This is a genomic window from Campylobacter sp. BCW_6464, assembly GCF_001762775.1.
GTDB lineage: Bacteria > Campylobacterota > Campylobacteria > Campylobacterales > Campylobacteraceae > Campylobacter_D > Campylobacter_D jejuni.
The window spans coordinates 1-22,096 of record NZ_MJXM01000041.1; the positions used below are offsets into that span (position 1 = coordinate 1).

Consider the following 22,096-nt stretch of genomic DNA (forward strand, 5'->3'; position numbering starts at 1 on the left):
GTTTCTATCATAATCCCAATCTATAATGTGGAAAAATACCTAGATGAGTGTTTAAAAAGCGTCATAAATCAAACCTATAAAAATTTAGATATTATTTTAGTCGATGATGGAAGCACTGATAATAGCTTAAATATCGCTAAAGAATATACTAAAAAAGATGAAAGAATTTTTCTTATTATAAAAGAAAATGGTGGTTTAAGTTCAGCTAGAAATGCGGGTTTAGAATTTATCAAAGATACAAAATTAAGAGAATTTTTTGAAAATGAAGATAATATTGTAAGCTACAAAAGCACAAATGCTTTTAAAAACAATACTAAAGAACTTGCAAAAGAAGAAATAAATAAAAACTTTACAAAACTTAGTAAAAATATAATCCAAACAAAGCTTAAAAATATTAATGATTTTATAATTCAAGATTTACCTAATAATATTATTCACTTTTTAGATTCTGATGATTATTTAGAGCTTGATTGCATTGAAAAATGCGTAAATGAGATGAGTAAGAGTGATTTGGATATTTGTGTGCATTCTTATGTAAAATATGATGAAACAAAGAAAGAAATGAAAAAAGATATCCACTTTGAATTTCCAAAAAAATTAAAAAATATATTTTATTATGATTATGCTTTGGATATTTTATATATAAATAACATTTATTTTTTTTGTTTTGCTTGGCAAGGATCCTTTAATGCAAATATCTTAAATAAGTATAGATTGCGTTTTACTCATGGGGTTTATTATGAGGATACAGATTTTGGCGTATTGCTTTTTTCTTTGGCGAAAAAACTTATTTATTTGGATTATTGTGGTTTAATTTACAGGGTTAGGGAAAATTCTATAACTTCGAGCGAAAACAACCAAATACCTGAAAAATTACCAGATTTTTTGCAAACTTTGAGAAAATATTATGACAATTACAATGAATTAAGAAAGTATTTTAAAATTTTTTGTTTTGCAACTAATGCTTTAAATATTTGGAATTTTTTTAATGAAAAATCTAATCTAGATATTAATTTTCAAAAAAATATAAGAAATTTTTTCAAAACTATATTATACAACTTATGGATGTATTTAAAATTTCAATAGATGACGATCCCTACGAGGTTAAAAAGATATGGAAACAAATAAAAATTTCAAAAAGACAACATATTTTAAAATTATTGAAAGATATTTTAAGACATCCTAGGAAAATAAAAAATATAAAAAATTTATTTTATTTATAAATTTCCTCATTATAACTTGCAAAGCGTCTATGGAAAAAAAAGTATTCCCAAGGTCTTTTTTTAATCATTTCTTCGCAACTTTGTGCTTGATAAAGTGTCAGTTCTTCTAAGCTTGCATTTTGAGAATCTTTTGCTTTAAAAAACTCTATGCAAAATTTACCACCTTCTTTATAGCCATAAACAGGGATGATCAAAGCATTGCTTCTTTGTGCGATAAGGCTTGCTCCCATTTGATAATTCACTTCTTTGTTAAAAAATTTTAATCTTACACTTTCTTTTTCTGCGCAGTCTTGATCGGTTAAAATTCCTAAAGTTCGCCCCTTTTTTAGGGCACTTAGCATTTGTCTTATACCGCCTTTTTTGTCGATAAGCTCTATGTCAAATTGAGTACGACTTTGGCTTAAAATTTCATACATAACTTCGCTTTTTAACTTTTTTCCTACTATGGAAATCGCACCATATTTAGCTGCATAAGCAAGGCTTAAAATTTCCCAGTTTCCATAGTGTGCAGTTGTGAAGATAATAGGACGCTTTAAAGCTAGAGCGTCTATAAGTAAATTTTCATTGATAAAATTTACCTTATTGAGAATTTTTTCTTTGGTGGTGTTTTGATTTTGTAAACAATCAATTCCAAATTGAGCAAAATTTTCATAAATTTTCAAAGATAGTTTATAGCGTTCTTTTTGAGTGTATTGAGGGAAGCAGATTTGCAAATTTGTATCGATGATCTTGCGATGTTTTTTATTAAGATAAAAAGTGATTCTTGCTACAATTAAAGCTAAAAAATGCAAGATGCACTCAGGCATAAAAGTAACAAAAAATTTCAAAATATAATAAAGACTAAGATATATTCTATCGCTATTTTTCATTAAGTAAGCCTTTGGCAAGTTTGAAGATATCTTCTTCTTCTATGCGCGTGATACAAAAATCACTTTTATCGATATGCTTGGCATTTTGGATTTTTTTACCTGCGTCAATGATTTTATTGATATGAGTTTGAAAAGCATTGCGGTAGCTTGGTGTTGCTCCAAAAATCGTAATAGATGCTTTGTTTAAAGCAAAAGCTAAATGTGTTGGACCGCTATCATTTCCTATGATTAAATTCATCATTTTTGTAAAAACCATTAGCTCTTCAAGACTGAATTTTGGCGCTAATTCTATATGTGTTTCATCAGTACCACTAAGATTTAAAACCTCTTTAGCAAATTCATATTCTTTTACATTTCCCCAAGCGAGCCAAATTTTTGCTTGTTGAAATTCATTGATTAAAAGTTTGCAAAGTATAGCAAGTTTGGTTTTAGGATAGATTTTATTTTCTACGCTTGAACCTACATGTATGAGTATGTTTTTTTCGTTTTTATCGAGTTTGAGTTTATTATTTAAGAGTTGTTTTAAATTTTCATCTACGCTAAAAATATCTTGTTTAAAGGCTAAATTTTTGACATTAAAATCAGTATTTAACATAAAGGAGGTAAGACTTAAGTATCTTACAAATACATTTTCATTGTAATCTAACTCAAGTTTTTGGTTATAGAAATTATGAGCAAAACTTTCTTTAAGGCTATTTTTATCAAAACCAAAATTATTTCTACTTAAAATTCGACTTACAATAGCAGATTTTATAAGCCCTTGTAGATCTATTACTGCATTATAGTTGTTTTTTCTTGCTTTAAGAAGAATTTTTAGGCTTTTTAAAATTTTTTTGTCTTTTAAGGGTAGGGCATAGAGTTTGTCTATGAAAGGATGGTTTTTAAGTATGCCTTCAAATTTTTCATCTACAAACCAATGAATTTCTATATCTTTTTTAAAATTTTTGATAAATTGCAAAACCACGGCACTTTGGATAATATCGCCAAGTGCTGACAAACGAACAATTGCTATTTTCATTAAAAGCCTAATATTTTAAAATTTTTGCTATGATTTTAGCGAAATTATTTAAAAAAAGGTTAAAAATGGCAAAAAATGAAGGTTATATTTGTGTTTTTGATTGTGAGAGTGTGCCAGATGTTGAGCTTATCCGCAAAACTTTAGGTTTTGAAGGAAGTGATTTAGAGGTAAGTTTGAAAGCACTTCAGTGGCAAAAAGAACAAAGTGGGAGTGAGTTTTTGCCTTTGCCTTACCATAAAATCATCAGTATTTGTGCGGTTTTAAGCGATAATTTTGGAAAATTTATCAAAGTAAATAAAATTGATGGGCAAAATGAAAAAGAAATGATTGAGAATTTTTTTAATTTTATAGAAAATTATGAGCCAAAATTAGTCAGCTTTAATGGTAAAAATTTCGATATGCCTGTTCTTGTTTTAAGGGCTTTAAAATACAATTTAAAAGCAGCAACTTATTTAGATACTCAAAGCGATAAATGGAATAATTATAAAACAAGATTTTCAGAATTAAAACATTGTGATTTATTAGAATCCTTAGGATCTAATGGGCGTGGAATAAAGCTTGATACACTTTGCTCTATGGTGGGTTTGCCAGGAAAATATGATGTGCATGGCGATGAGGTGATGAAACTTTTTTATGAAAATGAACTTGAAAAAATTCACGAATATTGTGAAAGTGATGTTTTAAATACCTATATGCTTTTTTTAAAATATGAACTTATTAAAGCTAATGTTAGTGAAGAAGATTATGTTGATTTTCTTTCTTATATGAGAGATTTTTTGCGTGAAAAAAAATCAGATCGTTCTTATACAGAAGTTTTTGCAAAAGCTTGTGAGAGTGAAATTTCAAAAGTTCGATCTTAAGTATTTAAGAAAATATATTAAAATTTATTTTTGACATTTTTAGAAAAAAGGAATGATGATGAAAATTCTTATTAGTGGTGGTGCAGGTTATATAGGTTCTCATACTTTAAGACAATTTTTAAAAATAGATCATGAAATTTGTGTTTTAGATAATCTTTCTAAGGGTTCTAAAATCGCAATAGAAGATTTGCAAAAAATAAGAGCTTTTAAATTTTTTGAACAAGATTTAAGTGATTTTCAAGGCGTAAAAGCATTGTTTGAGAGAGAAAAATTTGACGCTATTGTGCATTTTGCAGCGAGTATTGAAGTTTTTGAAAGTATGCAAAATCCTTTAAAATATTATATGAACAACACTGTTAATACGACAAATCTCATCGAAACTTGTTTGCAAACTGGAGTGAATAAATTTATATTTTCTTCAACGGCAGCCACTTATGGCGAACCACAAACTCCTGTTGTGAGCGAAACAAGTCCTTTAGCACCTATTAATCCTTATGGGCGTAGTAAGCTTATGAGCGAAGAAGTTTTGCGTGATGCAAGTATGGCAAATCCTGAATTTAAGCATTGTATTTTAAGATATTTTAATGTTGCAGGTGCTTGCATGGATTATACTTTAGGACAACGCTATCCAAAAGCGACTTTGCTTATAAAAGTTGCAGCTGAATGTGCCGCAGGAAAACGTGATAAACTTTTCATATTTGGCGATGATTATGATACAAAAGATGGTACTTGTATAAGAGATTTTATCCATGTAGATGATATTTCAAGCGCGCATTTAGCGGCTTTGGATTATTTACAAGAGAATGAAAGCAATGTTTTTAATGTAGGTTATGGACATGGTTTTAGTGTAAAAGAAGTGATTGAAGCGATGAAAAAAGTTAGCGGAGTGGATTTTAAAGTAGAACTTGCCCCACGCCGTGCGGGCGATCCTAGTGTGTTGATTTCTGATGCAAGTAAAATCAGAAATCTTACTTCTTGGCAGCCTAAATATGATGATTTGGAGCTTATTTGTAAATCTGCTTTTGATTGGGAAAAACAGTGTTAAAAAAACTTTTTTTTATTTTAAGCAAGGAAGATAAAAATTTTTTATTTTTCTTGCTTGTTTTTTCAGTATTTGTTTCTTTTATAGAAACTTTTGCAATTTCTTTGGTAATGCCTTTTATCACTTTGGCTAGTGATTTTTCTTATTTTGATCGTAATAAATATTTAATCAGCCTAAAAGAATATCTTAATATCCCTGTTTTTGAAATCATTGTTTATTTTGGAGTGGGGCTTATTGTTTTTTATGTGTTTAGAGCTTTGTTAAATGCGTATTATTTCCATCTTTTGGCAAGATTTTCTAAGGGGCGTTATCACGCGATTGCTTATAAGGTTTTTTCTAAATTTTTAAATATTAATTATGAAAAATTTACTCAAAAAAATCAATCTGAAATTTTAAAGTCCATTACAGGAGAAGTTTATAATCTAAGCACTATGATTTCATCATTTTTACTTTTGATGAGTGAAATTTTTGTAGTGCTTTTGCTTTATGCTTTAATGCTTTTGATTAATTATAAAATCACTTTATTTTTAAGTATTTTTATGGTGTTAAATGCCTTTATTTTAGTGAAAATTTTAAGCCCTATTATTAAAAAAGCAGGACTAAGACGCGAAGAAGCGATGAAAAATTTCTTCGAAATTTTAAATACAAATTTAAATAATTTTAAATTTATCAAGCTTAAAACCAAAGAAGATGGAGTATTAAGCCTTTTTAAAGCACAAAGTGAAGTTTTTTCTAAAGCAAATATTACCAATGAAAGCGTAGCTGCAGTGCCTAGAATTTATCTTGAAGGAATAGGTTTTTGTGTACTTGTTTTTATCGTGGTATTTTTGGTTTTGAAAAATGAAAGTGATATTTCAGGTATTTTATCCACGATTTCTATTTTTGTTTTAGCGCTTTATCGCTTAATGCCAAGCGCAAATCGTATTATTATAAGTTATCATGATTTGCTTTATTATCATTCTTCTTTGGATATTATTTATCAAAATTTAAGACAAGAAGAAGAAAATTTGGGCGAGGAAAAATTAAGCTTTAATCAAGAGCTTAAAATTTGCAATCTTAGCTTTGGTTATGAGGGAAAAAAACATTTATTTAAAAATCTTAACTTAAACATTAAAAAAGGCGAAAAAATCGCTTTTATAGGGGAGAGTGGTTGTGGAAAAAGCACCTTAGTAGATCTTATCATAGGACTTTTAAAACCCGAAGAAGGGCAAATTTTAATTGATAAGCAAGAATTAAATGCAAGCAATGCAAAAAATTATCGCCAAAAAATAGGCTATATCCCACAAAATATCTATCTTTTTAATGACAGCATAGCTAAAAACATCACTTTTGGAGATGCGGTTGATGAAGAAAAACTTAACAGGGTTATCAAACAAGCAAATTTAGAGCATTTTATAAAAAATTTACCTCAAGGAGTGCAAACAAAAGTAGGTGATGGGGGGAGTAATTTAAGCGGGGGACAAAAACAACGCATAGCTATAGCAAGAGCTTTATATCTAGAGCCTGAAATTTTAGTGCTTGATGAAGCAACTTCTGCGCTTGATACTCAAAGTGAAGCAAAAATCATGGATGAAATTTATAAAATTTCTAAAGATAAAACCATGATTATTATCGCACATCGCCTTTCTACGATAACGCAATGTGATAAGGTTTATCGTTTAGAACACGGTAAGCTTAAAGAGGAGAAATGATGAAAATAAGCTTTATTATCGCAACTTTAAATTCAGGAGGCGCTGAGCGTGTTTTGGTAACTTTAGCTAATGCACTTTGTAAAGAGCATGAAGTAAATATTATTAAATTTCATGCAGGAGAATCTTTTTATAAGCTTGAAAATGAAGTTAAAGTTACAAGTTTAGAACAATTTAGATTTGATACACTTTATCATAAAATCGCAAGTCGTTTTAAGAAATTTTTTGCTTTAAGAAAGGCTTTGAAAGAAAGTAAGGCTGATGTTTTTATTTCTTTTTTGGACACGACTAATATTGCTTGTATTGCTGCGAAAATAGGGCTTAAAACTCCACTCATTATAAGTGAGCATAGTAATGAAGTGTATTTAAAACCTAAAATTTGGCGTTTTTTAAGAAGGGTAAGTTATCCTTTTTGTGATGCTTTAAGTGTGCTTGGAAGCAGTGATAAGGTGTATTATGAAAGATTTGTAAAAAGGGTTAAGCTTTTATTAAACCCTTGCCATTTTAGCGAAGAAATTCCTTTTGATTCTAGTTTTGAAAAAGAAAATGTAGTTCTTTTTATAGGGCGTTTAGATCACAACAAAAACCCTGCAATGTTTTTAAAAGCTATAGCGCATTTGGATAAAAATTTGCAAGAAAATTATAAATTTGTTATAGCAGGAGATGGAGAGTTAAGGCAAGAACTTGAATATAAGGTAAAATCTTTAGGAATAAAAGTTGATTTTTTAGGACGTGTTGAAAATGTCAAGGCTCTTTATGAAAAAGCAAAAGTGCTTTGCCTTTGTTCTTTTGTAGAGGGTTTGCCAACGGTTTTAATTGAAAGTTTGTATTTTGAGGTTTGTAGAATTTCAAGTTCTTATTATAATGGTGCTAAGGATTTAATCAAAGATAATCATGATGGGCTTTTGGTAGGTTGTGATGATGAAATAGCACTTGCTAAAAAACTTGAACTTGTTTTAAATGATGAAAATTTTAGAAAAGAACTTGTAAATAGTGCCAAACAAAGGTGTAAAGACTTTGAAATTTCTCATATCAAAGAAGAATGGCTTAAGCTTATAGCCGAGGTTAAAAATGCCTAAACTTTCTGTTATAGTACCAACTTTTAATCGTCAAGCTTTGTTGGAAAAGGCTATTAAAAGCATACAAAATCAAGATTTTAAAGAATTAGAAATTATTATAAGTGATGATAATTCTAGTGATGATACTAAAAGTGTGGTGCAAAATTTACAAAAAGATGATGATCGCATTAAGTATTTTTTAAATCAAAATTACAAACAAGGTCCAAATGGCAATAAAAACAATGGCTTAGATCAAGCAAGTGGCGAGTTTGTAACTTTTTTAGATGATGATGATGAGCTTTTATCCGGGGCTTTAAGTACCTTGATGCAAAAAGCAAATGAGGGTTATGCTCATGTTTTTGGAAATTGTTTGATAGAAAAAGAAGGAAATTTAAGCAAGGAATTTAGCGGCAAGGGCTTGGAAAAAGATAGTGAAATTTCTAAAAAAGATTTTTTAATGGCTAAATTTAGCGGAGAGTTTTTTTCTGTTTTTAAAAAATCTCTACTTGAAAACAAGCGTTTTAATGAAGAATTTTATGGCAATGAAGCCACGCTTTGGGTAAATTTATACAAGGAAAAAAGTTTTTATATCCATAAGGCTTTTAGGATTTATAGGATTTTTAGGCAAGATAGCGTGACTTTAGGGGCGAGTAAAAATGCTTATAGGGTGTATTTGGGATATTTAGAGCTTGCTAAAATTTTAGAAAATGAACTTAGAATGAGTAAGGATAAAGATTATAAAAAAACTTGTGCGAGTTATTATAAAATGGCAGCTTATTATGCAAAACTTGCAAAAAATTATAAAGCTCTTTATAAATGTTTGTTTAAAAGCCTGAGTATAAAAATTAACGCTCCTGCTTTGATATTACTCATTTTAAGTATAATTCCAAATAATATGATTGAAAAATTATCAAAAATTCGGGTGGCTTTATGCAAAAATTAGGCATTTTTATTTATTCTTTAGGAAGTGGTGGTGCTGAAAGAGTTGTGGCGACTTTATTGCCTATTTTAAGTTTGAAATTTGAAGTGCATTTGATCTTGATGAATGATAAAATTTCTTATGAAATTCCAGAGTGTCAAATTCATTTTTTAGAATGTTCAAAACCTAGTGAAAATCCTATTTTGAAATTTTTAAAACTACCTTTTTTGGCTTTAAAATACAAAAAACTTTGCAGAAATTTAGGCATTGATACAGAATTTGTTTTTTTAAATCGACCTAATTATATAGCTTTAATGGCAAGAATGTTTGGAAACAAAACTCGCCTTGTGATCAATGAATGCACTACACCAAGTGTGATGTATATGAAAAATAATTTTAATTCTTTGGCAAATAAATTTTTAATTTCTTTACTTTACCCAAGGGCTGATTTAATCTTGCCTAATTCTAAAGGAAATTTAGAAGATTTAGTGCAAAATTTTAGTATAAATCCAAAAAAATGTGAAATTTTATACAATGCCATCGATTTAGAAAAGATAGAGCAAAAAGCTCTTGAAGATATAGCTTTAAAAGATAAATTTATTTTAAGTGTAGGCAGGCTTGATAAAGGTAAAAATCATGCTTTATTAATTCGTGCTTATGCGAGATTGAAAACAGATTTAAAGCTTGTGATTTTAGGTGAAGGTGTGCTTAAAGATGAGCTTTTGGCTTTGATTAAAGAGTTAAATTTAGAAGAAAAGGTTTTGCTTTTAGGATTTGATAATAATCCTTATAAATACATGGCTAAATGTGAATTTTTTGCTTTTGCTTCTGTGTTTGAAGGTTTTTCAAATGTTTTAATTGAAAGCTTAGCTTGTTCTTGTGCGGTAGTTTGCACTGATCATAAAAGTGGTGCAAGAGAGCTTTTTGGAGATGATGAATTTGGACTTTTAGTAGAAGTAGATAATGAAAACTCTATGTTTCAGGGTTTAAAGACTATGCTTGAAGATGATAAATTAAGAAAAGCGTATAAAAATAAGGCTAAAACTAGGGCTAAGGCTTTTGATAAAGTAAAAATTGCACGTGATGCTTTGAAATATTTATTAGGATAAAAGATGTTGAAAAAAGAGTATTTAAAAAACCCTTATTTAGTTTTGTTTGCGATGATTGTATTAGCTTATGTTTTTAGTGTATTTTGCAGGTTTTATTGGGTTTGGTGGGCAAGTGAGTTTAATGAGTATTTTTTCAATAATCAATTAATGATCATTTCAAACGATGGCTATGCCTTTGCTGAGGGCGCAAGAGATATGATAGCAGGTTTTCATCAGCCTAATGATTTGAGTTATTATGGATCTTCTTTATCTACGCTTACTTATTGGCTTTATAAAGTCACACCTTTTTCTTTTGAAAGTATCATTTTGTATATGAGTACTTTTTTATCTTCTTTGGTGGTGATTCCTATTATTTTGCTAGCTAATGAATACAAACGTCCTTTAATGGGCTTTGTAGCTGCTCTTTTAGCAAGCATAGCAAACAGTTATTATAATCGCACTATGAGTGGGTATTATGATACGGATATGCTGGTAATTGTTTTACCTATGTTTATTTTATTTTTTATGGTAAGAATGATTTTAAAAAAAGACTTTTTTTCATTGATTGCCTTGCCGTTATTTATAGGAATTTATCTTTGGTGGTATCCTTCAAGTTATACTTTAAATGTAGCTTTAATTGGACTTTTTTTAATTTATACACTTATTTTTCATAGAAAAGAAAAGATTTTTTATATAGCTGTGATTTTGTCTTCTCTTACTCTTTCAAATATAGCATGGTTTTATCAAAGTGCCATTATAGTAATACTTTTTGCTTTATTCGCCTTAGAGCAAAAACGCTTAAATTTTATGATTATAGGAATTTTAGGTAGTGCAACTTTAATATTTTTGATTTTAAGCGGAGGGGTTGATCCTATACTTTATCAGCTTAAATTTTATATTTTTAGAAGTGATGAAAGTGCGAATTTAACACAGGGTTTTATGTATTTTAATGTCAATCAAACCATACAAGAAGTTGAAAATGTAGATCTTAGCGAATTTATGCGAAGAATTAGTGGTAGTGAAATTGTTTTTTTGTTTTCTTTGTTTGGTTTTGTATGGCTTTTGAGAAAACATAAAAGTATGATTATGGCTTTACCTATATTGGTGCTTGGGTTTTTAGCCTTAAAAGGGGGGCTTAGATTTACCATTTATTCTGTACCTGTAATGGCTTTAGGATTTGGTTTTTTATTGAGCGAGTGTAAGGCTATATTGGTTAAAAAATATAGCCAATTAACTTCAAATATTTGTATTGTTTTTGCAACTATTTTGACTTTAGCCCCAGTATTTATTCATATTTACAACTATAAAGCACCAACAGTTTTTTCTCAAAATGAAGCATCATTATTAAATCAATTAAAAAATATAGCCAATAGAGAAGATTATGTGGTAACTTGGTGGGATTATGGTTATCCTGTGCGTTATTATAGCGATGTGAAAACTTTAGTAGATGGTGGAAAGCATTTAGGTAAGGATAATTTTTTCCCTTCTTTTGTTTTAAGTAAAGATGAACAAGCTGCAGCTAATATGGCAAGACTTAGTGTAGAATATACAGAAAAAAGCTTTTATGCTCCGCAAAATGATATTTTAAAAACAGACATTTTACAAGCCATGATGAAAGATTATAATCAAAGCAATGTGGATTTGTTTCTAGCTTCATTATCAAAACCTGATTTTAAAATCGATACGCCAAAAACTCGTGATATTTATCTTTATATGCCCGCTAGAATGTCTTTGATTTTTTCTACGGTGGCTAGTTTTTCTTTTATTAATTTAGATACAGGAGTTTTGGATAAACCTTTTACCTTTAGCACAGCTTATCCACTTGATGTTAAAAATGGAGAAATTTATCTTAGCAATGGAGTGGTTTTAAGCGATGATTTTAGAAGTTTTAAAATAGGTGATAATGTGGTTTCTGTAAATAGTATCGTAGAGATTAATTCTATTAAACAAGGTGAATACAAAATCACTCCAATTGATGATAAGGCTCAGTTTTATATTTTTTATTTAAAGGATAGTGCTATTCCTTATGCACAATTTATTTTAATGGATAAAACCATGTTTAATAGTGCTTATGTGCAAATGTTTTTTTTGGGAAATTATGATAAGAATTTATTTGACTTGGTGATTAATTCTAGAGATGCTAAGGTTTTTAAACTTAAAATTTAAGGGTTGAAAATGAGAATAGGATTTTTATCACATGCAGGAGCGAGTATTTATCATTTTAGAATGCCTATTATAAAAGCGTTAAAAGATAGAAAAGACGAAGTTTTTGTTATAGTGCCGCAAGATGAATACACGCAAAAACTTAGAGATCTTAGCTTAAAAGTAATTGTTTATGAGTTTTCAAGAGCTAGTTTAAATCCTTTTGTGGTTTTAAAGAATTTTTTTTATCTTGCTAAGGTTTTGAAAAATTTAAATCTTGATTTTATTCAAAGTGCAGCACATAAAAGCAATACCTTTGGAATTTTAGCAGCAAAATGGGCAAAAATTCCTTATCGTTTTGCTTTGGTAGAAGGCTTGGGATCTTTTTATATAGATCAAGGTTTCAAGGCAAATTTAGTGCGTTTTGTTATTAATAATCTTTATAAATTAAGTTTTAAATTTGCACACCAATTTATTTTTGTTAATGAAAGTAATGCTGAGTTTATGCGGAATTTAGGACTTAAAGAAAATAAAATTTGCGTGATAAAATCTGTAGGGATCAATGTAAAAAAATTTTTTCCTATTTATGTAGAATCGGAAAAAAAAGAGCTTTTTTGGAAAAATTTAAACATAGATAAAAAACCAATTGTGCTTATGATAGCAAGAACTTTATGGCATAAGGGTGTGAAAGAATTTTATGAAAGTGCTGCTATGCTAAAAGACAAAGCAAATTTTGTTTTAGTTGGCGGAAGAGATGAAAATCCTTCTTGTGCAAGTTTGGAGTTTTTAAACTCTGGCGTGGTGCATTATTTGGGTGCTAGAAGTGATATAGTCGAGCTTTTGCAAAATTGTGATATTTTTGTTTTACCAAGCTATAAAGAAGGCTTTCCTGTAAGTGTTTTGGAGGCAAAAGCTTGCGGTAAGGCTATAGTGGTAAGTGATTGCGAAGGTTGTGTGGAGGCTATTTCTAATGCTTATGATGGACTTTGGGCAAAAACAAAAAATGCTAAAGATTTAAGCGAAAAAATTTCACTTTTATTAGAAGATGAAAAATTAAGATTAAATTTAGCTAAAAATGCCGCCCAAGATGCTTTACAATACGATGAAAATAATATCGCACAGCGTTATTTAAAACTTTATGATAGGGTAATTAAGAATGTATGAAAAAGTTTTTAAAAGAATTTTTGATTTTATTTTAGCTTTAGTGCTTTTGGTGCTTTTTTCTCCGGTGATTTTAATCACTGCTTTACTTTTAAAAATCACTCAAGGAAGTGTGATTTTTACCCAAAATCGCCCAGGGTTAGATGAAAAAATTTTTAAAATTTATAAATTTAAAACCATGAGCGATGAAAGAGATGAAAAGGGTGAGTTATTAAGCGATGAATTGCGTTTGAAAGCTTTTGGAAAAATCGTTAGAAGCTTAAGTTTGGATGAGCTTTTACAACTTTTTAATGTTTTAAAAGGGGATATGAGTTTTGTTGGACCTAGACCTCTTTTGGTTGAGTATTTACCTCTTTACAATGAAGAGCAAAAATTACGTCATAAAGTGCGTCCAGGTATAACAGGGTGGGCGCAGGTAAATGGTAGAAATGCTATTTCTTGGCAGAAAAAATTCGAACTTGATGTGTATTATGTGAAAAATATTTCTTTTTTGCTTGATTTAAAAATCATGTTTTTAACAGCTTTAAAGGTTTTAAAACGAAGCGGGGTAAGCAAAGAAGGCCATGTTACAACAGAGAAATTTAATGGCAAGAACTGAAAAAATTTATATTTATGGTGCTAGTGGTCATGGGCTTGTTTGTGAAGATGTGGCTAAAAATATGGGTTATAAAGAATGTATTTTTTTAGATGATTTTAAAGGAGTGAAATTTGAAAGCACCTTACCTAAATATGATTTTTTTATAGCCATAGGAAACAATGAAATTCGAAAAAAGATTTATCAAAAAATTTTAGAAAATGGCTTTAAAATTGTTAATCTTATCCATAAAAGTGCACTTATAAGTCCTAGTGCAGGTGTGGAGGAAAATGCAGGAATTTTAATCATGCCTTATGTAGTAGTTAATGCTAAAGCTAAAATAGAAAAAGGCGTGATTTTAAATACTTCAAGTGTGATTGAACATGAATGCGTGATAGGGGAATTTTCTCATGTGAGTGTAGGGGCTAAGTGTGCGGGCAATGTAAAAATCGGTAAAAATTGTTTTTTAGGGATTAATTCTTGTGTTTTGCCTAATTTAAGCTTAGCAGATGATAGTATTTTAGGTGGTGGAGCAACTTTGGTTAAAAGTCAAGATGAAAAAGGTGTTTTTGTGGGAGTGCCTGCAAAAAGAAAAATATGAAATGATTATAAAAAGATTTTTGTTTGATTCTTTGTAAATTTTTTTAGGTAAAATAGAGTCAATTTATAAAAATTTTGTTTTATACAAAGGATAAATCATGAGATTTTTTCTTTCTCCTCCGCATATGGGTGGCAATGAATTAAAATACATAGAAGAAGTTTTCAAAAGCAATTATATAGCACCTTTGGGTGAATTTGTAAATCGCTTTGAGCAAAGTGTAAAAGATTATAGCAAAAGTGAAAATGCCTTAGCTTTAAATTCAGCCACAGCGGCTTTGCATTTAGCTTTAAGGGTGATAGGGGTAAAACAAGATGATATCGTTTTAGCTTCTTCTTTTACTTTTATCGCTTCAGTAGCACCTATTTGTTATCTTAAAGCAAAGCCTGTATTTATAGATTGTGATGAAACTTATAATATTGATGTAGATTTGTTAAAACTCGCCATTAAAGAATGTGAAAAAAAACCAAAAGCATTGATTTTAACTCATCTTTATGGCAATGCTGCAAAAATGGATGAGATTGTTAAAATTTGCAAAGAAAATGAAATTGTTTTAATCGAAGATGCTGCCGAAGCTTTAGGAAGTTTTTATAAGAATAAAGCTTTAGGAACTTTTGGAGAATTTGGAGTTTATTCTTATAATGGTAATAAAATTATCACCACTTCAGGTGGAGGTATGCTTATAGGAAAAAATAAAGAAAAGATTGAAAAAGCAAGATTTTATAGCACTCAAGCAAGGGAAAATTGTTTGCATTATGAACATTTAGATTATGGTTATAATTACCGTTTAAGCAATGTTTTAGGAGCTATTGGCGTAGCACAAATAGAGGTTTTAGAACAAAGAGTGCTTAAAAAAAGAGAAATTTATGAGTGGTATAAAGAATTTTTAGGAGAGCATTTTAGCTTTTTAGATGAATTAGAAAATTCAAGAAGTAATCGCTGGTTAAGTACAGCTTTGATTGATTTTGATAAAAATGAACTTAATGCTTGTCAAAAAGATATAAATATCAGTCAAAAAAATATCGCTTTGCATCCAAAAATTTCAAAACTCATAGAAGATTTGAAAAATGAACAAATAGAAACAAGACCATTATGGAAAGCTATGCACACTCAAGAAGTATTTAAAGGAGCTAAGGCTTATCTTAATGGCAATAGTGAGCTATTTTTCCAAAAAGGAATTTGTTTGCCAAGTGGCACGGCGATGAGTAAAGATGATGTTTATCAAATTTCAAAACTGATCTTAAAGAGCATAAAGGCTTAAAATGATTTTTTATAAAAGCAAAAGATTAGCATTTTTTTTAACTTCAGATATTGTTTTAATTTTACTTAGCGTTTATCTGGCTTTTTCTTTGAGATTTAGTGGAGATATTCCGAGTATTTTTTATCATGGTATGATGATTTCTGCTATTATTTTGCTTGTTTTAAAACTTTTATTTTTGTTTGTTTTTAGAATTTATAAAGTAGCTTGGAGATTTTTTTCTCTCAATGAAGCAAGAAAAATTTTTATTGCTTTGCTTTTAGCTGAGTTTTGTTTTTTTCTTATTTTTTATTTTTTTAGTGATTTTTTTAATCCTTTTCCAAGAAGTGCTATTGTGATAGATTTTGTTCTTTCATATATGTTTATAGGTACTTTAAGAATTAGCAAAAGAATGCTTGTGGATTTTAAACCTTCTAAAATGAAAGAAGAAGAAACTCCTTGTATTGTAGTAGGGGCAACTTCTAAGGCTTTGCATTTGTTAAAAGGCGCAAAAGAAGGTTCTTTAGGGCTTTTTCCTGTGGGTGTAGTTGATGCGAGGAAAGAGCTTATAGGGACTTATTGTGATAAATTTATTGTAGAAGAAAAAGAAAAAATAAAATCTTATGTAGAACAAGGGGTAAAAACTGCCATTATTGCTTTAAGACTTGAACAAGAAGAGCTTAAAAAACTTTTTGAAGAACTTGTAGCTTATGGTATTTGCGATGTAAAAATATTTTCTTTTACAAGAAATGAAGCAAGAGATATTAGTATAGAAGACTTGCTTGCTAGAAAACCAAAAGATTTAGACGATAGTGCTGTGGCGGCTTTTTTAAAAGACAAGGTAGTTTTGGTAAGTGGAGCAGGTGGAACTATAGGCAGTGAACTTTGTAAGCAATGTATTAAATTTGGCGCTAAGCATCTTATCATGGTTGATCATAGTGAGTATAATCTTTATAAAATCAATGATGATTTAAATTTATATAAAGAAAAAATTACTCCTATTTTGTTAAGTATTTTAGATAAGCAAAGTTTAGATGAGGTATTAAAAACTTATAAACCTGAGCTTATTTTACATGCAGCCGCTTATAAACATGTGCCTCTTTGCGAACAAAATCCACATTCAGCAGTAATTAATAATATTTTAGGAACTAAAATTTTATGCGATAGTGCTAAAGAAAATAAAGTAGCTAAATTTGTGATGATAAGTACAGATAAAGCAGTACGACCAACAAATATTATGGGTTGCACTAAGAGAGTTTGCGAGCTTTATACTTTAAGTATGAGTGATGAAAATTTTGAAGTTGCTTGTGTGCGTTTTGGTAATGTTTTAGGTTCTAGTGGTAGTGTGATACCGAAATTTAAAGCACAAATTGCCAATAATGAGCCTTTAACTTTAACACACCCTGATATAGTGCGTTATTTTATGCTTGTGGCTGAGGCAGTGCAACTTGTTTTACAAGCTGGAGCTATCGCAAAAGGGGGAGAACTTTTTGTTTTAGATATGGGTAAGCCTGTGAAAATCATAGATTTAGCTAAAAAAATGCTTTTACTTTCCAATCGCAATGATTTAGAAATTAAAATCACAGGCTTAAGAAAAGGTGAGAAGCTTTATGAAGAGCTTTTGATTGATGAAAATGATGCTAAAACACAATATGAGAGTATTTTTGTAGCAAAGAATGAGAAGGTTGATCTTGATTGGCTTAATAAAGAGATAGAAAATTTACAAATATGTGAAGATATTTCAGAGGCTTTATTAAAGATTGTGCCTGAATTTAAACACAATAAAGAAGGTGTATAATGTATATAAAAGATATACAAAGATTTGAAGATAATCGCTATCGTGCTAGAGCTTATATGAGTTATATTTTAACAAGAAATTTACCTAATAAACTTCCTGATATTCACCTTGAAACGATTAAAACAGCTTTGGATAAAATAGCTCATGAAGTTGTTGTTTTTGATGCTTTGTATATTTTAGATATTTCAGGCATGCAAATAGAAAATGCGATTTCCTTAAATAAGGCTCATGAAATAGGGCAGGGTGAGGATAGAAGTACTCGTTCTTATTTTTATAGAGCTGTAAAATTAAGACGATGCGTTTTAAGCGATCCTTATCCTTCGGTTTTAAACAACGAACTTTGCGTGACAGCTTCTATGCCAATTTACGATGATAAAAATAACTTGCTTTTTGTTGTTTGTATCGATATCAAGCTTGAAGATATTTTAAGGATTATTCAAGCAGGAAAATTTGAGTTTATTTTTACTCAATTTAGTCGTTTGGTATATTTTTGTTTCGCACTGGTTTTATTTGTGATTACTTGCTTTTTATTTCAAAAAGGTTTTTTTAGTCTTTTTGATAATCAAGCTATAGGTATAGAACATATGTTTGAAAGTACTATTGCTATAACTTTAGCTTTAGCTATTTTCGATTTGGCAAAAACTTTGATCGAACAAGAAGTATTAGGAAAAACAAAAAAAGAAGAAGGCGGAATTCAAAAAACTATGGTGAGATTTTTAGGTTCTATTATCATTGCTTTGGCTATAGAAGCTTTGATGTTGGTATTTAAACTTGCTATTGGTGATTTTTCTCAGATGATTTATGCGATTTATCTTATCGGTGGAGTGAGCTTGCTTCTTTTAGGTTTAAGTGTATATTTATTTACGGTTAAGTATAAAAATAATAATATTTGAGTAAAATTTTAAATAAAAGATGATATAATGCTATTTTTTAAAATTTTTTAGCTTGATTAATAAGGCTAAAAAGGGTAAAATAAAACTATAAAAACTTTGAAAGGACGAAATTGTGAAATTGTTAGTTGTTGATGACAGTTCTACTATGAGAAGGATTATTAAAAATACCCTAACAAGACTTGGACACGATGATGTTTTAGAAGCTGAGCATGGCGTTGAAGCTTGGGATTTATTAACTAAAAATGAAGATGTAAAAGTTTTAATTACAGATTGGAATATGCCAGAAATGAATGGCTTAGAGTTGGTAAAAAAAGTAAGAGCAGAGAAAAAATATGAAGATATGCCTATTATCATGGTTACAACTGAGGGCGGAAAAGCTGAAGTGATTACTGCTTTAAAAGCTGGCGTAAATAACTATATTGTAAAACCTTTTACTCCACAAGTTTTAAAAGAAAAACTTGAAGATGTTTTAGGAATAGGAAGTGGAGAAGGTGCAGCTGAGTAAAGGCTGATTTTTAAAATTCTAAATGCAAAAAAAATATTACGAATTGTTCTTTATCGTAGAAGAGCAGTATAAAAATTTATTTCTTGATTTTGCTTTTGATTTAGGTATAGAAGCTATAGAAGAGAAAGATAATGGTGTTTATATTAGATCCCATGAGAGTTTAGAAGAGCTTTCATGGGCACTTGAAATATTTGCTCAAAAACTTACAACTACTTTCAATTTAAACCATAAAATTATTTCTAATTTAAGTCTTGTAGAGAAAGAAAACAAGGACTGGATACAAGAATATAAAAACGGCATAAAACCTATTTTGGTGGATAATGTTTATATCCATACCACTTGGCAAGAAGAAAAAAAGAATTATATAAATATAAAGATTAATCCAGCCTTAGCCTTTGGCTCAGGACATCATGAAAGCACATATTCTTGTGTAAAATTTTTACAAAAATTTTCTAAAAGTAAATTAAGAGCCTTAGATCTTGGTTGCGGTAGTGGAATTTTAGGTATTATCATGGCAAAGTTTGGTTGTAATGTTGAAATTTGTGATACTGATGAGTTGGCTATCGATAGTTCTTTGGAAAATGCAAGATTAAATGATGTCGATTTTCATAAGACTTGGTGTGGATCTATAGATAAAGCAAATGGTTTATATAACCTAATTGTTGCAAATATCATTGCAGATGTGATTTTAATTTTAGAAAAAGATATTAAAAACCATTTAGAAGATAATGCTATACTTATTTTGTCAGGAATTTTAGATAAATATTCAACAAGAATTAAAGAAAAATTTCAAGATTTAGAACTCATTGATGAAATGCAAATCAATGAGTGGTGTAGTTTTGTATATAAAAACAATAAAAAGGATAAGTAATGAATAATAATACCCCAAATAATAAGGGTAATCCGCAGGGTAATAATTTTTTTAACAAAAATCCCATTTTTATTTTTGCGATTTTTGCAATTGTAATGATAATTATTTTTAAGGGATTTTTTGATGGCAATGGTTCTTTTGGTGGGGCATTGAATGGTAATGAAGTAAATAAAAATGTCCCTTATTCTGAGTTAAAAAAGCTTATTGAAAATGGACAAATCAATCAAGTTAGTATAGGACAAACAACAATCAAAGCAATTTCAAGCTCTCACAATACTGTTTATACAGCAAAAAAAGTTAACGATCCTGAGCTTGTGAGTTTACTAGATAGTAAAAATATCGCTTATGGTGCGTATTCTGAAACAAATTGGTTTACGGATATACTTTTTTCATGGGTTTTGCCAGTATTTATTTTCTTTGGTATTTGGATGTTTTTGGCAAGTCGTATGCAAAAAAATATGGGAAGTTCTATATTGGGCATAGGAAGCTCTAAGAAGCTTGTAAATTCAGAAAAACCTAAAGTAAAATTTAGCGATGTGGCTGGTGTTGAAGAAGCTAAAGAAGAAGTAAAAGAAATTGTAGATTTTTTAAAGTATCCTGAAAGATATATTAAATTGGGAGCGAAAATTCCAAAAGGGCTTTTGCTTGTTGGGCCTCCAGGTACAGGAAAAACCTTGCTTGCAAAAGCAGTTGCAGGTGAAGCTGATGTGCCGTTTTTTAGTGTTTCAGGCTCGTCTTTTATAGAAATGTTTGTGGGTGTAGGTGCTTCTCGTGTGAGAGATTTGTTTGAAAATGCAAAAAAAGAAGCTCCTGCTATTGTTTTCATAGATGAAATAGATGCTATTGGTAAAAGTCGTGCGGCAAGTGGCATGATGGGTGGAAACGATGAAAGAGAACAAACTTTAAATCAGCTTTTGGCTGAAATGGATGGCTTTGGGACAGAAAGTTCCCCAGTCATTGTTTTAGCAGCAACAAATCGCCCAGAAGTTTTAGATGCAGCACTTTTAAGACCAGGAAGGTTTGATAGACAAGTTTTGGTTGATAAACCTGATTTTAAAGGTAGGTGTGATATTTTAAAAGTGCACATGAAAGATGTAAAAATCTCCCCAAAAGTTAAGGTAGAAGACATAGCACGCTTAACCGCAGGACTTGCAGGAGCTGATCTTGCAAATATTATTAATGAAGCGGCACTTTTAGCGGGTAGGGATTCTAAAAAATATGTAGAACAAAATGATTTAGTTGAAGCTGTTGAAAGAGCTATAGCAGGACTTGAGAAGAAATCACGTCGTATTAATGAAAAAGAAAAGAAAATTGTTACTTATCATGAATGTGGTCATGCTTTAATCGCTGAAACTACCAAAGGTGCAAAACGTGTAAGTAAGGTTTCTGTGATTCCGCGTGGTCTTGCGGCTTTAGGTTATACTTTAAATACTCCTGAGGAAAATAAATTTTTAATGCAAAAACATGAGCTTATAGCTGAAGTAGATGTACTTTTGGGTGGTCGTGCAGCTGAAGAAGTGTTTATAGGTGAAATTTCAACGGGTGCAAGTAATGATTTAGAAAGAGCAACCGATATCATAAAAGCTATGATTTCTATGTATGGTATGAGTGAAATTGCAGGACTTATGGTGCTTGAAAAACAAAGAAATACTTTCTTAAGTGGTGGACAAACCATAAAAGATTATTCTGAAAAGATGGCAGAATCTTTAGATGATTATGTAAAGAAAACCTTAGATGAACGCTATAAAGATGTTAAAGATACTTTAAATACTTATAAAGGAGCGATTGAGACTATGGTAGCAGCCCTTTATGAAGAAGAGACTATTGAAGGCGCTAAAGTGCGTGAGATTATTAAAGAGTTTGAGGAACAAAATAGTCTACCAACTCGTTTGCAAGAGCTCGAAGAAGTTAAAATTGAAGTTAAAGTAGAAGAATGAAAGATTTTATTGCAAAAGATGGATATTTAAGTCTTATTATTTTAAGCTTGATTTTTATTTTTGTGTGGATTTTTTATTCTTTTTCCATCCTACTATTAGCATTAATTGTAATTTGTATTTTTCTTTTTAGAGCACCCAAAAGAGAACTTGTTTGTAGTGATGAAAAAGCTATTTTTACACCTATAGATGGCAGGGTTACTAAAATAGAAAATATTCATCATAAAGATTTAGGTGAATGTGTTGAAATTACTATTAAAAATGCTCTTTATGATGCTGGGAATTTTAATACACCTTTTGCAATGTCTATAATAGATATTCGTTTACGACACGGGCTTTTTTTGTGCAGTGAATTAAAATCTGCAAAAATGATGAATGAAAGAGCTTTTATTTTGGCAAAAGTTAAAGAGAATAAAACGATAGCTTTGCGAATTTATGCAGGTTCTTTTGATAGAAAATTAAAGCTCGATAATATTTCTCATGATTTAAAAGCAGGAGATAGAATGGGTTTTTTAATTAATGGCTCTATAAGTTTACTTTTACCAAAAGATACTAGAATTCATATAGGCTTAAATGATGAAATTAAAGCAGGTTCATTGTTAGGCTATTTTGCGTAAG

Annotated in this window: 20 protein-coding genes; 18 read left to right on the plus strand and 2 right to left on the minus strand. The window is 29.8% G+C overall.

Annotation, left to right across the window (positions count from 1 at the left end; all coding sequences use genetic code 11):
• Positions 1 to 1,086, plus strand: a 1,086-nt coding sequence (locus AJ885_RS02725) for a glycosyltransferase family 2 protein (RefSeq protein WP_070280699.1), incomplete at its 5' end; no start/stop codon positions are given.
• A gap of 127 nt (positions 1,087 to 1,213) precedes the next feature.
• On the opposite strand, the gene htrB is transcribed toward AJ885_RS02725, so the two are convergent.
• Together htrB and waaC are read right to left on the minus strand one after the other, a co-directional pair.
• Positions 1,214 to 2,092, minus strand: a complete 879-nt coding sequence (htrB, locus tag AJ885_RS02730) for a lipid A biosynthesis lauroyl acyltransferase HtrB (protein ID WP_070280700.1) — start codon at positions 2,090 to 2,092, stop codon at positions 1,214 to 1,216.
• Positions 2,082 to 3,110, minus strand: coding sequence for a lipopolysaccharide heptosyltransferase I (gene waaC, locus AJ885_RS02735; RefSeq protein ID WP_070280702.1), 1,029 nt, complete (start codon positions 3,108 to 3,110; stop codon positions 2,082 to 2,084). Before waaC ends, htrB begins: the two co-directional genes overlap by 11 nt.
• Before the next feature lie 65 nt (positions 3,111 to 3,175).
• On the opposite strand from waaC, the gene AJ885_RS02740 reads away from it, so the two are divergent.
• The 17 genes from AJ885_RS02740 to AJ885_RS02820 all read left to right on the plus strand — a co-directional run bounded on the left by AJ885_RS02740 (position 3,176) and on the right by AJ885_RS02820 (position 22,095).
• Positions 3,176 to 3,970: a 3'-5' exonuclease gene (locus AJ885_RS02740; protein WP_070242909.1), complete on the plus strand. Its 795-nt coding sequence runs from the start codon at positions 3,176 to 3,178 to the stop codon at positions 3,968 to 3,970.
• Between the two features lie 58 nt (positions 3,971 to 4,028).
• Positions 4,029 to 5,015 (plus strand): UDP-glucose 4-epimerase GalE, encoded by a 987-nt coding sequence (gene galE, locus AJ885_RS02745; protein WP_070210271.1) that lies wholly within the window; start codon positions 4,029 to 4,031, stop codon positions 5,013 to 5,015.
• Entirely contained in the window at positions 5,009 to 6,703 is a 1,695-nt protein-coding gene (gene pglK, locus AJ885_RS02750; RefSeq protein ID WP_070280703.1) for an ABC-type lipopolysaccharide transporter PglK, read from the plus strand. The genes galE and pglK overlap by 7 nt, the downstream gene beginning before the upstream one ends.
• Entirely contained in the window at positions 6,700 to 7,779 is a 1,080-nt protein-coding gene (gene pglH / locus AJ885_RS02755) for a GalNAc-alpha-(1->4)-GalNAc-alpha-(1->3)-diNAcBac-PP-undecaprenol alpha-1,4-N-acetyl-D-galactosaminyltransferase (RefSeq protein WP_079860271.1), read from the plus strand. The genes pglK and pglH overlap by 4 nt, the downstream gene beginning before the upstream one ends.
• Positions 7,772 to 8,701 (plus strand): GalNAc(5)-diNAcBac-PP-undecaprenol beta-1,3-glucosyltransferase, encoded by a 930-nt coding sequence (gene pglI, locus AJ885_RS02760; protein ID WP_070276518.1) that lies wholly within the window; start codon positions 7,772 to 7,774, stop codon positions 8,699 to 8,701. Before pglH ends, pglI begins: the two co-directional genes overlap by 8 nt.
• Entirely contained in the window at positions 8,689 to 9,786 is a 1,098-nt protein-coding gene (gene pglJ / locus AJ885_RS02765; RefSeq protein ID WP_070280706.1) for an N-acetylgalactosamine-N,N'-diacetylbacillosaminyl-diphospho-undecaprenol 4-alpha-N-acetylgalactosaminyltransferase, read from the plus strand. The genes pglI and pglJ overlap by 13 nt, the downstream gene beginning before the upstream one ends.
• 3 nt (positions 9,787 to 9,789) lie before the next feature.
• Positions 9,790 to 11,931 (plus strand): undecaprenyl-diphosphooligosaccharide--protein glycotransferase, encoded by a 2,142-nt coding sequence (gene pglB, locus AJ885_RS02770; RefSeq protein ID WP_070276520.1) that lies wholly within the window; start codon positions 9,790 to 9,792, stop codon positions 11,929 to 11,931.
• Between the two features lie 9 nt (positions 11,932 to 11,940).
• Positions 11,941 to 13,071, plus strand: coding sequence for a N,N'-diacetylbacillosaminyl-diphospho-undecaprenol alpha-1,3-N-acetylgalactosaminyltransferase (gene pglA / locus AJ885_RS02775; RefSeq protein WP_002861840.1), 1,131 nt, complete (start codon positions 11,941 to 11,943; stop codon positions 13,069 to 13,071).
• Entirely contained in the window at positions 13,064 to 13,666 is a 603-nt protein-coding gene (pglC, locus tag AJ885_RS02780) for an undecaprenyl phosphate N,N'-diacetylbacillosamine 1-phosphate transferase (RefSeq protein ID WP_002861839.1), read from the plus strand. The genes pglA and pglC overlap by 8 nt, the downstream gene beginning before the upstream one ends.
• Positions 13,653 to 14,243, plus strand: coding sequence for a UDP-N-acetylbacillosamine N-acetyltransferase (gene pglD / locus AJ885_RS02785; RefSeq protein ID WP_070280756.1), 591 nt, complete (start codon positions 13,653 to 13,655; stop codon positions 14,241 to 14,243). Before pglC ends, pglD begins: the two co-directional genes overlap by 14 nt.
• A gap of 97 nt (positions 14,244 to 14,340) precedes the next feature.
• A complete protein-coding gene (gene pglE / locus AJ885_RS02790) occupies positions 14,341 to 15,501 on the plus strand; it encodes a UDP-N-acetylbacillosamine transaminase (RefSeq protein WP_070280707.1) in 1,161 nt (386 codons plus the stop codon).
• 1 nt (position 15,502) lies between these two features.
• Positions 15,503 to 17,275: a UDP-N-acetylglucosamine 4,6-dehydratase (configuration-retaining) gene (gene pglF, locus AJ885_RS02795; RefSeq protein WP_053872407.1), complete on the plus strand. Its 1,773-nt coding sequence runs from the start codon at positions 15,503 to 15,505 to the stop codon at positions 17,273 to 17,275.
• The gene (locus AJ885_RS02800) at positions 17,275 to 18,168 is read left to right on the plus strand and encodes a PDC sensor domain-containing protein (protein ID WP_053872406.1); all 894 of its coding nucleotides are present in this window, start codon (positions 17,275 to 17,277) and stop codon (positions 18,166 to 18,168) included. Before pglF ends, AJ885_RS02800 begins: the two co-directional genes overlap by 1 nt.
• Before the next feature lie 112 nt (positions 18,169 to 18,280).
• Positions 18,281 to 18,673 (plus strand): chemotaxis response regulator CheY, encoded by a 393-nt coding sequence (locus AJ885_RS02805; RefSeq protein ID WP_032603349.1) that lies wholly within the window; start codon positions 18,281 to 18,283, stop codon positions 18,671 to 18,673.
• A 22-nt stretch (positions 18,674 to 18,695) separates the two neighbouring features.
• Positions 18,696 to 19,544: a 50S ribosomal protein L11 methyltransferase gene (locus tag AJ885_RS02810; protein ID WP_002861833.1), complete on the plus strand. Its 849-nt coding sequence runs from the start codon at positions 18,696 to 18,698 to the stop codon at positions 19,542 to 19,544.
• Positions 19,544 to 21,481: an ATP-dependent zinc metalloprotease FtsH gene (gene ftsH / locus AJ885_RS02815; protein ID WP_002861832.1), complete on the plus strand. Its 1,938-nt coding sequence runs from the start codon at positions 19,544 to 19,546 to the stop codon at positions 21,479 to 21,481. The genes AJ885_RS02810 and ftsH overlap by 1 nt, the downstream gene beginning before the upstream one ends.
• On the plus strand, positions 21,478 to 22,095 hold the full coding sequence (locus AJ885_RS02820; protein WP_070280709.1) for a phosphatidylserine decarboxylase: 618 nt from the start codon (positions 21,478 to 21,480) through the stop codon (positions 22,093 to 22,095). Before ftsH ends, AJ885_RS02820 begins: the two co-directional genes overlap by 4 nt.
• Position 22,096: the final 1 nt, after the last annotated feature.

What these genes read in the sequence shown, in the direction of transcription:
- htrB (WP_070280700.1), bottom strand. Translation starts at nt 2,092, where the DNA reads ATGAAAAATAGCGATAGAATATATCTTAGTCTTTATTATATTTTGAAA.
- waaC (WP_070280702.1), bottom strand. Translation starts at nt 3,110, where the DNA reads ATGAAAATAGCAATTGTTCGTTTGTCAGCACTTGGCGATATTATCCAA.
- AJ885_RS02740 (WP_070242909.1), top strand. Translation starts at nt 3,176, where the DNA reads ATGGCAAAAAATGAAGGTTATATTTGTGTTTTTGATTGTGAGAGTGTG.
- galE (WP_070210271.1), top strand. Translation starts at nt 4,029, where the DNA reads ATGAAAATTCTTATTAGTGGTGGTGCAGGTTATATAGGTTCTCATACT.
- pglH (WP_079860271.1), top strand. Translation starts at nt 6,700, where the DNA reads ATGATGAAAATAAGCTTTATTATCGCAACTTTAAATTCAGGAGGCGCT.
- pglI (WP_070276518.1), top strand. Translation starts at nt 7,772, where the DNA reads ATGCCTAAACTTTCTGTTATAGTACCAACTTTTAATCGTCAAGCTTTG.
- pglJ (WP_070280706.1), top strand. Translation starts at nt 8,689, where the DNA reads ATGCAAAAATTAGGCATTTTTATTTATTCTTTAGGAAGTGGTGGTGCT.
- pglB (WP_070276520.1), top strand. Translation starts at nt 9,790, where the DNA reads ATGTTGAAAAAAGAGTATTTAAAAAACCCTTATTTAGTTTTGTTTGCG.
- pglA (WP_002861840.1), top strand. Translation starts at nt 11,941, where the DNA reads ATGAGAATAGGATTTTTATCACATGCAGGAGCGAGTATTTATCATTTT.
- pglC (WP_002861839.1), top strand. Translation starts at nt 13,064, where the DNA reads ATGTATGAAAAAGTTTTTAAAAGAATTTTTGATTTTATTTTAGCTTTA.
- pglD (WP_070280756.1), top strand. Translation starts at nt 13,653, where the DNA reads ATGGCAAGAACTGAAAAAATTTATATTTATGGTGCTAGTGGTCATGGG.
- pglE (WP_070280707.1), top strand. Translation starts at nt 14,341, where the DNA reads ATGAGATTTTTTCTTTCTCCTCCGCATATGGGTGGCAATGAATTAAAA.
- pglF (WP_053872407.1), top strand. Translation starts at nt 15,503, where the DNA reads ATGATTTTTTATAAAAGCAAAAGATTAGCATTTTTTTTAACTTCAGAT.
- AJ885_RS02800 (WP_053872406.1), top strand. Translation starts at nt 17,275, where the DNA reads ATGTATATAAAAGATATACAAAGATTTGAAGATAATCGCTATCGTGCT.
- AJ885_RS02810 (WP_002861833.1), top strand. Translation starts at nt 18,696, where the DNA reads ATGCAAAAAAAATATTACGAATTGTTCTTTATCGTAGAAGAGCAGTAT.
- ftsH (WP_002861832.1), top strand. Translation starts at nt 19,544, where the DNA reads ATGAATAATAATACCCCAAATAATAAGGGTAATCCGCAGGGTAATAAT.
- AJ885_RS02820 (WP_070280709.1), top strand. Translation starts at nt 21,478, where the DNA reads ATGAAAGATTTTATTGCAAAAGATGGATATTTAAGTCTTATTATTTTA.